Here is a 12,991-nt window from a genome sequence, read left to right as displayed (position 1 = left end):
AATTATAAAAAAATTATTTTTTTGTACATTTTGAAACATTTTACCTGTAAATTTCCTCTATATTATGAATATAAAACTTAGGAGGATATAATATGAAAAAACTTTTATCATTATGGGCATTTATTTTAGTTTTAATTATGTACCCTACAACAGCTTTTGCAGGGGAAAATAAAAAAGATAGTGAGGATACTAAACAAACCATTAATTTAACTATCAATTTACAATCATTAGACGAAACTAAGGAATCCGAAGAAGAACAAACTAAAATTAGAATAAGAAAATCAACTTCATCTAAAAACTTAGATTTATGGGATTGTTATATCAGTAAAATTAAAAGTGGATACATAAAAGGAAGTTCAAGAACTTCATCAGCTGTAGTTGCTGATGAAATAGGGTGTACCATTTATTTTCAAATGTATGATGGTAGCAGATGGAAAACTGTAGGCAGTAAATCATACACAAACTATAATACAGATTCCATTAGAAAATCTTGTAGCATAGCAGTTAATAGTGGAAAAGAATACAGAGTTGTAGTAGATCATTATGCTGTATTTAATGGTCATAAAGAAACCGTTACATCCACCTCTTCTAGTATATATGTAGATTAAGATAAGCCCTATATGGGCTTATTTTAATTCCTCAATTATTTTAATTACCTCATTTCTACTAATAGGATCTCTAATTATAAGTTCAAATTTGAATCCATTATAAAACCAAAGAGCTGTATACATAACATTAGGTCTTGTTATAAGATTTACTTCTTTTCCATCTATATTGATCTTTTCAAATTTATTTTCTGCTCTTGTGTTAACCTCTCCATTAGCTTCATCACCTTTTGTATACTGGGTAAATTCTATTTTATTCTTCCCACCATCTTTTATATAAATTTGCTCAACTATTTGCTGATTATCAGGATGGGTAAAGAGTTTAACACTTTTTTCTTTATATCCCTTAGGTAAATAATTGGGAATTAATGCATGAAACTCAGTTTTATCTTGAAGTTCTTTTAATGTTAAAATTTCTTCTAACTCATCACTATCATTGGCAGAAGGTTGTACCTGTTCTTTTTCATCAGAGAATCTAATGCTTCTGACACCATTTTCTACTTTATTAATCTGCTTCCTTATATTAAATTTTAATGCAGAAACCTGTGGAATATCCTGTATTAATATAGGAATTATGAAAATTACTAAAACGCTGGCAGCTGTAATTGCTGCTTTTTTACAAGGTGAATATTTATTTTCTTTTTTAATACCATGCTTTTCATTTATACTTTCATTGAACCTACTCATTACCTTATCCATGGGTGGAATAGGAATATCCTTTAAATCTTCTATTCTTTCCCCTTCATTTTCATATATATGTTCAAATAACCTGTCCATGTTATCTTTTTTCATATACTATACTCCTTTTTAGTACTTTTTTTCTTAAGATCTACCTGTAAATAATTATCCTTTATCCAATTATAAACTTCCTTTTTTGCTCTCATATGCCATACTCGTGCTGTACTTGAACTAATATTTAATACAGTTGCTATTTCATCAAGGGGCAAGTTATTATAATATCTTAATGTGATAACTTGTCTATATTCAGTTCTTAATTCATTAATAGCCTTTATAACATGATCGATTAATTCTTCTTTTAAAACACACTGTTCAGGTATTGAAAAATCTTCATCTGTCATAATTTCAATTATATTATCTTCTATTGCTACTTCCCTTTTGTATTTCTTTATAAGCGCAATAGATTCTCTTCTGGCTATAGTTAAAACCCAAGATTTAAATTTATCTATATCCTTTAGTTCTGAGAAATTTTCATATGCAATAATTAAAGTGTTTTGAAGTACATCTTCTGTCAATGTTTCATTCCTTGTAATAGAAAATATGTATCTAGCAACGTCTTTGTATATTAGAGGGACTAGCTGGTTAAAATGTTTCAATTTATCCTTACTTTTTTTTCTATGTAATATCATTAACAAGCTCCTTTTTAATATAGAATATAATAGTACAATAATATAATAATACAATAATTCCATATTGTACATATTTTAAATTATTTAGGAATATGAATCCACATATAACTTAGTTATTTTATTTATACACAATAAAAACTTATTTAAAAAATAAATATGATATAATTAATAAAAAAATAGCATTCTCCTTAATTGATATGTTTGGATTATCTTTAGATGAAGTTTCAGAAATACTTGGCATATCAAACTATGAACAAGCTGTAAAGGACTTAGCCCCTTGCGGAAATGACTACTCAAGGTGTGCAAATTATGAAAAGAGCCAAATAGTACTATTAAGCAAGGAGCTTAATAAAAATTTAAAGAACTTTGAAAATATGGATGAAAAAATAAAAGACTTTATGCCTATATTTAATTACTATGAAGAATTTTTAGCTATTTTAAGGCATTCTTCAAATGGTAACTGCCCAGGATGTCGTTTTAGTGATAAGCCCACCTGCCAATGCAGTATAAATATGTGCCATAAAAAAGAAAAAGTAAGATATTAGCTTAATGTTTTATTCTAAAAAAGGCACTATCCTTTTGGGGATGAGTGTCTTTTCTATTTTTCATTAAATACCCTTTAAGTTATATCATTATCTAATATTAAATAAATTAAAAACAAATAGAATATTGTTTACGAATATGAAGATAAAAACTGAGGAACTATAAACATTATAGTCTCTCAGTTTTTTATATTGCATAACTTTTGTTTTAAAGGGAGGATTTAAACACATGGTATCATCAAATAGAAAAGTTAAAGTTGCTGCCTTATCAATTGCTTCAAATACAATTTTAATTATTTTAAAAGTAGTTGCTGGATTACTTAGTGGTTCTGTTAGCATTGTTTCAGAAGCAATTCATTCAGGCATGGATTTAGTGGCATCTATTATTGCTTTTTTATCTGTTCGTATTTCCTCAAAACCAGCAGATGAAAAACATCCCTATGGTCATGGAAAAATCGAAAACATTTCTGGACTGGCAGAAGGATTATTAATATTTGTGGCAGCCTTTTTAATTATAAAAGAGTCCATTTTAAAAATACTACACCCTGCAAAAATAGCAGAAACAGGTATAGCTATCATAGTAATGATAGTATCTGCCGTGGTAAATATACTTGTTTCAAGAACTCTTTTCAAGGTAGCTAAAGAAGAAGATTCTCTTGCATTAGAAGCAGATGCTCTACATTTAAAAACCGATGTATATACTTCCTTTGGAGTTGCCCTAGGGCTAATTCTTATAAAATTCACAGGAATAAGCATCCTGGATCCTATTGTTGCTACTATCGTTGCGTGCCTTATTATAAAAGAAGCCTGGCACTTATCACAAAATGCATTTAATCCACTGATAGATTCAAGGCTTTCTGATGATGAGGAGGCAAAAATTAAAGAAATTATGAAAATGTATAAAGGTGAAATATTGGACTTCCATGAACTAAAGACACGAAAATCTGGACATATACGTTATATTGATTTTCATATTACTATAAAATCAAGCCTTACTGCAAAAGACATACATGAACTTATTAAAAGAATAGAAAAAAGTTTGGAAGAAAAAATTAAAAATATCCATGTAACCATACATATAGATCATGATTAAAACTAACCTTGGTATAAATTCTTTTTATATACAAAAACATAGGAGTGTTAATTTAACACTCCCACAAATATTATTAATTTCTTAATTACTTTATGTCATTTAAAAAATCTTTAACGTAATCTTCAACATTATAAATAACATCCTTAATTTTATCATTATAAATTTGATAGTGCATTTCCAGTCCCACTTTTTCACTTTTAACAAGTCCTGAATCCTTTAAAACTCTTAAGTGCTGAGATAAATTTGCTTGACTATATTCAAACTCTTCATTCAGTTTGCATACGCATTTAGGCCCATCACATAAAAACTTCATTATTTTAAATCTTACTGGATTACCAAGTGCTTTAAAAACCTTTATGCTTAAATCTTGTTGATTCAATTTCATTCCTCCTTAATTTCTCATTCTTTATAAAAACTAAAAATATAGTATTTCTTAATTAATTACTTATATATCTAATAAAGTATAAGTCACTTTTATAAAGATTTCAACGTTCAAGATTTAAACACAAAATGGGTTCCTTTACAGAACCCATTTTTAGTATTAAAGATATTTTTTTATTTCTTCTGCTGATGGTACTCTTCCCATTATCTTTACTTTTCCATCTACTACAAGAGCAGGAGTTTTCATTACACCATATGACATTATGTCTTTAATTTCTGTTACCTTTTCTATGGTAGCGTCAATACCTAGTACTTGTACTGCCTCCCTTGTATTTTCTTCTAACTTTTTGCAATTAGCACATCCTGTTCCTAAAATCTTAATTATCATAATATTTTCCTCCCTTTAATCTTTATTTATATTTACATAAAAATATATGAATATAAATTAAATGAATATCCTATTATTATTATTCCCATTGCTACTATAGATACAAATACATATAATAGTTTACGTTTTACAACTTTACTAAGCATAATCATTGATGGTAATGAAAGTGCTGTTACTGCCATCATGAATGATAACACTGTTCCCAATTGCACTCCTTTGCCAACTAGTGCTTCAGCTATTGGAATTGTACCAAATATATCAGCATACATTGGAATTCCTACTGCTGTAGCAATTAATACTGCAAATGGATTTTTGCTTCCAATTATATTTTCTATTATATTTTGAGGTATCCAATTGTGAATTGTAGCTCCAATACCTACTCCAATTAAAACATATAACCAAACTTTATGAATTATATCTAACACTTGTTCCTTAGAATAAGATATTCTTTCTTCACGTGTTAATTCCAATATTTCTCCATCAACATTCTCTATTTCTTTTACATAACCTTCTACATATTTTTCCATACCTAACTTATCAATAACAGTTCCACCTACTACAGCAAGTATAAGTCCTACAACTACATAGGCTATAGCTATTTTTACACCAAAGAATGACATAAGTATCATAAGTGATCCTATATCAACTAGTGGAGAAGATATTAAAAATGAAAATGTTATTCCCAGTGGAAGACCTGCGGAAGTAAACCCTATAAATATAGGTATACTTGAACAACTACAAAATGGTGTTACTGTTCCAAGTAATGCTCCTAATATATTTCCTTTAATACCTTTCATATTGCCTAATAACTTCTTTGTTCTTTCTGGTGGAAAGTAACTTTGTATATAAGAAATAATAAAAATTAAAACTGATAATAATATAAAAATCTTTATAGTATCATAAATAAAAAAATGTATACTTCCTCCCACTCTTTCATTTACAGATAGCTTAAAAACCTTTTCTACCAATAAACGTATAAGATCAGACAACCATGTCATTTTTAATAATTGATCATTAAGGAAACTAAATACTTGTCCTATTGCATTCATAAAAACTCCTCCTAGTATCTATCATCTTTATTTTATAATACATTTATTCACTGTTTCTAATTTATTTAAATCCTTTTTTATAATAGGATAATTATCACAATTTAAAATTATTTTTTCTAGTAAATCCTTTAATATTTCATTATCATCATTTAAATAATAATATATAAACTGCTCTTGCCTCTCATCTTTAATTAACCCCATGTTTTTTAACTTTGCTAAGTGCTTTGATACTTTTGGCTGACTCTCTTCCATTATTCCATGTATCTGACATACACATAATTTTTTATTATAAAGTAATATTAATATTCTTACTCTGGTTTCATCTGATAGTGCTTTAAATAACTCTATTAGTTTATCCATAAATTTCACATCCTTTTAGTTTAATATATAAGTATATAATTATATACTTATATACTCTTTTAGGTATATACTACTCTGAAATTTTATTTTTGTCAATATTTTATTTCCTTTCTTGTCTTAAATATTCACCTGCTTTATATAAAAAAATGTGCAAATAATAAAATTTATTTTTTATTACCTACACAATTTTCAACAAAACTTCAGTTTAATATTTTACCTATTCCAATGGAGTATACTCATTAAACTTATTTATTATTCTTTTATTGTCTCAATTCTAAACCACTCTCTTGTATTATTTGCAATCTTCACAAGAGTTAGCATTATAGGTACTTCTGTTAAAACACCAACTACAGTTGCAAGTGCTGCTCCTGACTTCAACCCAAATAGTGATATTGCAACTGCAACCGCTAATTCAAAGAAGTTACTTGCACCAATCATACCTGCTGGTGCAGCAATACTATGAGGTAATTTCCATAACTTTGCCCATCCATAAGCAATTCCAAATATTAAAAACGTTTGGATTGTCAGCGGTACTGCAATCAATAAAATATGAAGTGGATTATTTATTATAATCTCTCCTTGAAATGAAAAAATTATAACTAAAGTTAAAAGTAATCCTATAATGGTTACATTATCAAATTTTTTCAAAAATACATCATTAAAATACTCTGTACCTTTATTTTTTATAACTGATTTTCTTGTTAAATATCCTGTTGTTAAAGGTATAACTACGAATAAAATAGTTGATAAAATTAAGGTTCCATAAGGAACTGTAACCTCACTTACCCCTAGTAAAAATGCCACTATAGGTGTAAAAGCTATTAGAATAATTAGATCATTTACAGCTACTTGAACTAAAGTATAGGCTGGATCTCCTTTAGTGAGATAACTCCATACAAATACCATAGCTGTACATGGTGCTGCTCCTAATAATACTGCTCCTGCTAAATAATCTGTTGCAAGATTTGCCGGAATAAATGATTTAAATACAACCTTTAAGAAAAATGCTGCTATAAAATACATTGTAAATGGCTTTATAAGCCAGTTAGTAACACATGTAACTATTAATCCTTTAGGTTTTTTAGTTGCATTTACTATGCTATTAAAATCAATTTTTAACATCATTGGATATATCATAAGCCAAATTAAAATAGCAACTGGAATAGATACATTATAATATTCAAATTTATTTAAAGTTTCAGGTATACTAGGAATAAACTGACCTATAAGTATTCCTACTATTATACAAAGTGCTACCCATACAGTAAGATACTTTTCAAATACTCCAAGCCCCTTCTTTTCTTTTTTATTTTCTAAAGACATAGTTAATTCCTCCTTAATATATCTCCCTTATTTCTACATTAAAAATTCCACTACAAAATTAATGCCTAAATTTTGCAGTGGAATTTTGCCTAGTTAATTAAATCACTAAGTCTTTCACCTTTAACTTCTTGTGGCATCCACTCTATAACTGCAAAGTTACCTTTAGATATTTCATTTACCTTGTTAATCCATTGTACTTCATTACTTGCTTTTACTTTCAAAATATCATTGGTTGTATTGGATGCATAGAAACTTGAATTGATAACCCACCATTTACTGTGTATACCAGCTCTATTCAAATCTTTCTGCAATCTCATAGCTTCATAAACTGGAGTAGTTTCAGCCAATGTTACAATAATAACTTCTGTTTCTCTTTCATTTCTAAGCTTAGGTAAAAGTTTTTTAACTGATTCTGGAATATCCCCTTGGGAACGCTGAATTTCTTTATGATAACTTTGAGTAGAATCTAAAAGTAATAGGGTATGCCCTGTTGGTGCTGTATCAATAACCACAACTTCATTTTCTGACCTTTCAACTATCTGTGCAAAAGCCCTAAACACAGCAATTTCTTGAGTACATGGTGATCTTAAGTCCTCTTCAATATAAGCAATATCCTCTTCACTCATTGTATCCCTTACCTTACTTAATACTTCTTCTTTATATTTTTCAAGCTCTTTTTTTTCATCAATATGGCTTAATGTAATTCCATAGCCTTCATCTAATACAAACTTTAAATGCCCTGCTGGGTCAGTAGTTGTGAGATGTACTTTCTTACCCTTTTTAGCCAGACCTATAGCAATTGCAGCAGCTATTGTGGTTTTGCCTACGCCACCTTTACCCATTGTAAATATTACTTTTTTATCATTATTATATAAATCTTCTATTACATCATTTAATTTAGGTATATTATTAGTCTTTAGCTTCTCATTATTGTATTTAATATTGTTATCTTTTAGGAACGCCCTTACATTCTCTAATCCTGTTACATTATAAGGCCTTAGCGGAATTTCAAAAATGTCTAATCCACTTAGATGTTTTGGAATATCCTTTAAAGCATTTTGTTGTTTCTTAAAAATTGCATTTGAAAGGCTATCGTTATAACTTTTCAGCACTCCATTAATAACTAATATCTGATTATTCACTCCTATATCTTGAAGCTCTTTAGATGCTCTTTCTGCTTCTTTTAAAGGTGATGGTTCAGCACGAGATACAAGTATAAGTGTAGTTTTTTCTTTATCAGCTAAAGTACTAACAGCATTTTTATAAACTTCTTTTTTATCTTCAAGCCCTGCAAGCTGTCCTAAGCATGATGCACCATGAGTATTTTCACTAATAAAATTACTCCAAGCTGCTGGAAGTTGAAGCATTCTTAAGGTATGCCCTGTTGGTGCTGTATCAAATATAATATGATCATACTCCTTTGCTGCTTTTTTATCAGTTATAAAGTTTGAAAATTCATTAAATGCAGCAATTTCAACAGTACATGACCCTGAAAGTTGTTCCTCCATATTTTTCAAAACTACTTCTGGTAGCTTTCCACGATAAGGAGCTATTACACTTTCCCTATATTCAGCAGCAGCTTCCTCTGGCTCAAAATTTGCCACTACTAAATTAGGAACTTCTTTTATCGTAACTCCTTTATTATTTAACTCTGTATTAAAAACATCCTGAAGGTTTGAAGCTGGATCAGTACTAATAAGCATAATTTTTTTACCTTTATCAGCTAAAGTCACTGCTGTAGAACATGCTGTTGATGTTTTACCTACTCCACCTTTTCCTGTAAAAAACAAGTATTTTGTCAAGCTAATATTATCTACATTAAAACTTTTAAACATTAATACCCCTCTTTTCTTTTTTAGCAGCATCCACCTTTACAACCGCAGCCTTTAGATGGTTTTTTTATAGTATCTTTTAAATAATCCTCTGATATACCTAATAGTTTGCAAAATTCTTTATTAGTAGGATAAGCTTTTGTTTTTACCACAACCCCATCAACCATTGTAATTGGAAGTGATTTTACACCATCTCTATTTAATATTTTGCTTATTTCCTTGTTGTCAATAAATGTTTGTGGATTACTACTTAAATTATATCTTTGAATTAATATTCCCTTGATCTTTAATTTATTTATTATTGTAGCAACTCTTAATAATTCAGGGTTTACGGATGGACCACAAACTCCTGTTGAACAACACATAGCTGGATCAAAAATAATCATTTTTTTCATAATGATTCACTCCTTTTTTATTTACATTTACATTTAGTTTTATCTTTACAAATACATTCATCTGTATCTGTTATAAGATTCATAAAAAATAAAACTAGTTTATTGCAGTTAGAAATATTTAATGAATAATAACTCCATAATCCTTCTTTTCTGCAATTAATAAGTCCACATTCCATTAATACCTTCATATGATGCGAAAGTGTAGGTTGAGTAAAATCAAAGTGTTCTAATATATCACAAGCGCACCTTTCGCCGCAGGACAATATATCAATTATTTGTAACCTGCTAGGATCAGATAGTGCTTTAATTATTTTAGAGTTTTCTTCATAATTTAATTTCATTTTTTCACCTCTTATATAGATATATATTTATATATAATATAAACTTTTATCTATATAGTGTCAATATATGCATGTCTTATCAATATAAATTTATCTGTTATATTCATTATCTTCTATATAGTATTCACATTTTATCTTAATGTTACTATGTTATATAAAATATTTTTAATTTTTTTATAATCTCCTTTTAAATAAATCTTATATTATTATATTTCAATAATATTGTTAATACATGGTATAATATTGATGTGATCTTTCTGTAAAAAATGTAAATTATCTCAATGTAAATATAATAGTAAAATAAAAAGGAGTAGTAATATATGTTTATTGAGTTAAAGCATGATGAATTTACTAGTATAAAAACTTTTTTCAATGAAAATAAATATCAAGTTCCTGCACTTGCTGTAATAAATGGAAGTTTTCCTGGCAAGGTATTTGTAGATAATAAAGATAAACCTGAAATTGCTCTTGTCTGGGCTTTTTCCAGATGGTCATATATTTCATGCAAAGAACTATTGCCAAAGCATAAAAGTTTTATTAGTAGTATTTTTAACAGCAAAATTATTCCTATAATAAAGACAGTTGGTGAGAAACAATTTGAAATTTATGCAGATAATGATATAGAATGGGATAGTATTTTAAATGAGTCTTTAAGTGAGTACCAACTTTGTAAGCATCATGAAAACACATTCGTTTTGAATAAAGAGAAATTCAAAACATTCACCTCTTATTTAAAGGTTCCCAAAGACATTGAAATCTGTGAAAATTCTTATCCTATTATTTCTAAAGAATATAGACAATATGTTTCCCATAATGAATTTGAAAAGAAGGTCTTTGGTATGACAATAAAGAAAAATGATAATATACTATCTCAATGTGTAAACAATGGATTTATTTATGGAAATAACTACTTTATTGATCTTGATACCTTTGATACTGAGGAAAGAAATAAAGGATATGGAACATTTATTTCTTACAACTTAATATGCAATCAGCTAAAAAAAGGATTACTTCCTTTATGGGAAACTACAGTTAATAATTTACCATCTCAAAGGGTTGCAAATAAATTGGGTTTTGAAAAAGTAGATGAATACCCAGTATACTCTATTACATGCTATTAAAATACTTTTATAAATACTAAATTTCTCATTTTTCTTATATTGTTTATTAAAGGATAAGCCATCTTAAAGGAAATGGCTTATCCTCTATCTTTATTATGCAAATCTCTAGTTATAACATATCTGCAAAATTATATGAATTTTCAACACCGATTTAAAACATAGCTAAAAATAAAAATCAATTTAATAAATGTAAAGCTAACTTAACTTTTTCTTGACTTCAAATGTAAAGTGAACTATACTTTATTTATAGGGAAGTTTATTAATTAATATTTATTAAGGTATATTTATACCCTAAAATGTAAAGTTAACTTTACAAAGCTTAAAAGGAGGTATTAATGAAAAATATAATTAAAAACCTAAGAAAAGAAAAAAATTTAACACAAGAGGATCTTGCGAAGATATGTGGTGTTACTAGACAAACAATAATTTCACTTGAAAGTGGTAAGTATAATCCATCAATATTTCTTGCACATAAAATAGCAGTTATATTCGATACCACTATTGAAAATATATTTATATTTGAGGAGGATTAATTTATGAGTTATATGAAAAGAGAATTGTACTTTAACATTGGAGCTTTCATTATGGGAGTGATATTTTTAATTGTATCTTTATTATTTTATGATAACTCCACATTATTTGGTGGCGGAGTTGCATTTACTATAGTGGGCCTATTAGGTGTAATATACCATTTAAAACTTATGAAAACACCAGATAAGTATAAAGAAATAGAACTTGCCCAAAATGAAGAAAGAACTGTATTTATAAGAGAAAAAACCAATAGTAAAGTATATAGCATATTTATCTATATTGAAAGTGCTGGATGTCTTATTGCAGGAATTTTAAGATATAGAGATGTAACAATAGCTTTGGCATTTATTTTATTAGCAAAGATAATAGTATGGTTTATTATTGGAACAAAAATTGCAAAAGAAAATTAATTATAGTTTGATTTTTAGCCTATAAATATGTTAAAAATAATTAATAAAATAGGCCTTGCTGACATAAAGTAAGGCCTTACTCTCCTTTATAAAAAGCCTGTAGACTTAAATAAAATGAATATTTCCTAAACTTGAGGTGAATATATAAATATAAAGATATTTATATAAGGAGTATATTATGACGGGAAAAATTATAGAAATAATTTTTAGAAGCACCTGTGCTTATATCCTTCTATTAATCCTCGGAAGAATAATTGGAAGAAAACTACTTTCAACCATAACGTTTTTTGATTTTATAGTTGGGATTAGCCTCGGATCTATTTCCGTAAGAATCGCATTAGGACCACAAGAGTCACCTGTTTTAGCTGCAATTTCAGCAGTTGTTATTACTATATTGGTTGTCATTACAGATTATTTAGATATTAAAAGCATTAATTTTAGAAAATTAGTTAATGGTGAGCCAATTATACTAATAAGCAATGGTAAACTATTAGATTATAATTTAAGAAAAGTTAAGATTACTATTAATAAATTAATGATGCAATTAAGAGAAAAAGATATATTTAATATAGATGATGTAGTACTTGCGGCCTTAGAGAGTGATGGACAATTGTCTGTATTAAAAAAGGCAGATAAACAGCCAGTAACAACTGGTGACTTAAATATTTCAACAAAGTATAATGGGCTGCTAAGTGACATAATTATTGATGGCAAAATAATGTATACTAATTTAAAAAATACTAACCATGATGAGAAATGGGTTAAAAAACAAATGAAAACTCATAATATTAATAATGTAGAAGATGTTTTCTATGCTGGTTTAAATGCTGATAGAGTTTTATATGTTTCACCAAAAACAAAAAAGTAAAAAACACCAAGATTTTACTCGGTGTTTTTTTATTACCTGGCGACGACTTACTCTCCCACAAAGCCTCCCTTGCAGTACCATCAGCGCTTCAAAGCTTAACCTTCGTGTTCGGTATGGGAACGGGTGTTACCTTTGAGCCATAATCACCAGATGCTGATTTACAGAAATCTTCGATTTCGTTTTAAATCAGTACTTCTCAGCGTTAGCTGTGAAGTTTCATTTAAAATTGTTATAAGCTACGCATTACTTCGTCAACAAGTTCGTTGTGGTGCTCATTTAGATTACTAAATTCCGCTCCTCGCTTCTCATGTTTCCTCGTACTGCTTGCTTCTACCAATTTTTGAAAGAAATATTCTTTCAAAATTGCACAAAGTAATTTTAAGAT

The 12,991-nt window shown here is 28.2% G+C and carries 17 protein-coding genes and 1 rRNA gene; 7 read left to right on the top strand and 11 right to left on the bottom strand.

The annotated features are described in order from the left end of the window. Nucleotides 1-92 precede the first annotated feature (92 nt). The gene (locus T514_RS0111505; RefSeq protein ID WP_027624909.1) at nucleotides 93-608 is read left to right on the top strand and encodes a hypothetical protein; all 516 of its coding nucleotides are present in this window, start codon (nucleotides 93-95) and stop codon (nucleotides 606-608) included. A gap of 18 nt (nucleotides 609-626) precedes the next feature. On the opposite strand, the gene T514_RS0111500 is transcribed toward T514_RS0111505, so the two are convergent. Next, on the bottom strand, nucleotides 627-1,397 hold the full coding sequence (locus T514_RS0111500) for a DUF4367 domain-containing protein (protein ID WP_027624908.1): 771 nt from the start codon (nucleotides 1,395-1,397) through the stop codon (nucleotides 627-629). Next, complete coding sequence (locus tag T514_RS0111495) at nucleotides 1,394-1,972, bottom strand: RNA polymerase sigma factor (RefSeq protein ID WP_027624907.1); 579 nt, start codon at nucleotides 1,970-1,972, stop codon at nucleotides 1,394-1,396. The genes T514_RS0111500 and T514_RS0111495 overlap by 4 nt, the downstream gene beginning before the upstream one ends. A 197-nt stretch (nucleotides 1,973-2,169) precedes the next feature. On the opposite strand from T514_RS0111495, the gene T514_RS24475 reads away from it, so the two are divergent. Both T514_RS24475 and T514_RS0111485 read left to right on the top strand, forming a co-directional pair. Continuing rightward, complete coding sequence (locus T514_RS24475; protein WP_242850594.1) at nucleotides 2,170-2,517, top strand: DUF3795 domain-containing protein; 348 nt, start codon at nucleotides 2,170-2,172, stop codon at nucleotides 2,515-2,517. A gap of 226 nt (nucleotides 2,518-2,743) precedes the next feature. Then, nucleotides 2,744-3,607, top strand: coding sequence for a cation diffusion facilitator family transporter (locus tag T514_RS0111485; protein WP_027624906.1), 864 nt, complete (start codon nucleotides 2,744-2,746; stop codon nucleotides 3,605-3,607). An 85-nt stretch (nucleotides 3,608-3,692) separates the two neighbouring features. Here T514_RS0111485 and T514_RS0111480 read toward each other — a convergent pair whose 3' ends face one another. The 8 genes from T514_RS0111480 to T514_RS0111445 form a co-directional block, all read right to left on the bottom strand. Further along, a complete protein-coding gene (locus T514_RS0111480; RefSeq protein WP_341350169.1) occupies nucleotides 3,693-3,992 on the bottom strand; it encodes an ArsR/SmtB family transcription factor in 300 nt (99 codons plus the stop codon). Between the two features lie 156 nt (nucleotides 3,993-4,148). Beyond that, entirely contained in the window at nucleotides 4,149-4,376 is a 228-nt protein-coding gene (locus tag T514_RS0111475) for a thioredoxin family protein (RefSeq protein WP_027624904.1), read from the bottom strand. 32 nt (nucleotides 4,377-4,408) lie between these two features. Beyond that, nucleotides 4,409-5,425 (bottom strand): permease, encoded by a 1,017-nt coding sequence (locus tag T514_RS0111470; RefSeq protein WP_027624903.1) that lies wholly within the window; start codon nucleotides 5,423-5,425, stop codon nucleotides 4,409-4,411. 27 nt (nucleotides 5,426-5,452) lie between these two features. Continuing rightward, nucleotides 5,453-5,785 (bottom strand): ArsR/SmtB family transcription factor, encoded by a 333-nt coding sequence (locus T514_RS0111465; RefSeq protein ID WP_027624902.1) that lies wholly within the window; start codon nucleotides 5,783-5,785, stop codon nucleotides 5,453-5,455. A 252-nt stretch (nucleotides 5,786-6,037) separates the two neighbouring features. Further along, nucleotides 6,038-7,108, bottom strand: coding sequence for an ACR3 family arsenite efflux transporter (gene arsB, locus T514_RS0111460; protein ID WP_027624901.1), 1,071 nt, complete (start codon nucleotides 7,106-7,108; stop codon nucleotides 6,038-6,040). Between the two features lie 89 nt (nucleotides 7,109-7,197). Next, on the bottom strand, nucleotides 7,198-8,943 hold the full coding sequence (gene arsA / locus T514_RS0111455; protein WP_027624900.1) for an arsenical pump-driving ATPase: 1,746 nt from the start codon (nucleotides 8,941-8,943) through the stop codon (nucleotides 7,198-7,200). Nucleotides 8,944-8,963: 20 nt separating this feature from the next. Further along, complete coding sequence (gene arsD / locus T514_RS0111450; protein WP_027624899.1) at nucleotides 8,964-9,335, bottom strand: arsenite efflux transporter metallochaperone ArsD; 372 nt, start codon at nucleotides 9,333-9,335, stop codon at nucleotides 8,964-8,966. Between the two features lie 17 nt (nucleotides 9,336-9,352). Beyond that, nucleotides 9,353-9,676: an ArsR/SmtB family transcription factor gene (locus T514_RS0111445; RefSeq protein WP_027624898.1), complete on the bottom strand. Its 324-nt coding sequence runs from the start codon at nucleotides 9,674-9,676 to the stop codon at nucleotides 9,353-9,355. Nucleotides 9,677-9,996: 320 nt separating this feature from the next. Between T514_RS0111445 and T514_RS0111440 the strand changes: the two genes are divergently transcribed. From T514_RS0111440 to T514_RS0111425, 4 genes are all read left to right on the top strand, one after another. Further along, the gene (locus T514_RS0111440; protein ID WP_027624897.1) at nucleotides 9,997-10,797 is read left to right on the top strand and encodes a GNAT family N-acetyltransferase; all 801 of its coding nucleotides are present in this window, start codon (nucleotides 9,997-9,999) and stop codon (nucleotides 10,795-10,797) included. Nucleotides 10,798-11,132: 335 nt separating this feature from the next. Further along, nucleotides 11,133-11,330, top strand: coding sequence for a helix-turn-helix transcriptional regulator (locus tag T514_RS0111435; protein WP_027624896.1), 198 nt, complete (start codon nucleotides 11,133-11,135; stop codon nucleotides 11,328-11,330). 3 nt (nucleotides 11,331-11,333) lie between these two features. Continuing rightward, a complete protein-coding gene (locus tag T514_RS24470; RefSeq protein ID WP_051542019.1) occupies nucleotides 11,334-11,738 on the top strand; it encodes a hypothetical protein in 405 nt (134 codons plus the stop codon). 178 nt (nucleotides 11,739-11,916) lie between these two features. Beyond that, complete coding sequence (locus T514_RS0111425) at nucleotides 11,917-12,606, top strand: DUF421 domain-containing protein (RefSeq protein WP_027624895.1); 690 nt, start codon at nucleotides 11,917-11,919, stop codon at nucleotides 12,604-12,606. Between the two features lie 34 nt (nucleotides 12,607-12,640). Here T514_RS0111425 and rrf read toward each other — a convergent pair. Next, nucleotides 12,641-12,757, bottom strand: a 5S ribosomal RNA gene (gene rrf, locus T514_RS0111420). Nucleotides 12,758-12,991 lie beyond the last annotated feature (234 nt).

Origin of the sequence: Clostridium lundense DSM 17049 (genome assembly GCF_000619945.1) — a bacterium.
In the GTDB taxonomy this organism is placed as follows: domain Bacteria; phylum Bacillota; class Clostridia; order Clostridiales; family Clostridiaceae; genus Clostridium_AO; species Clostridium_AO lundense.
The sequence above is the reverse complement of the archived record's forward strand: the minus strand, read 5'-3'. Positions and strand labels throughout refer to the sequence as shown.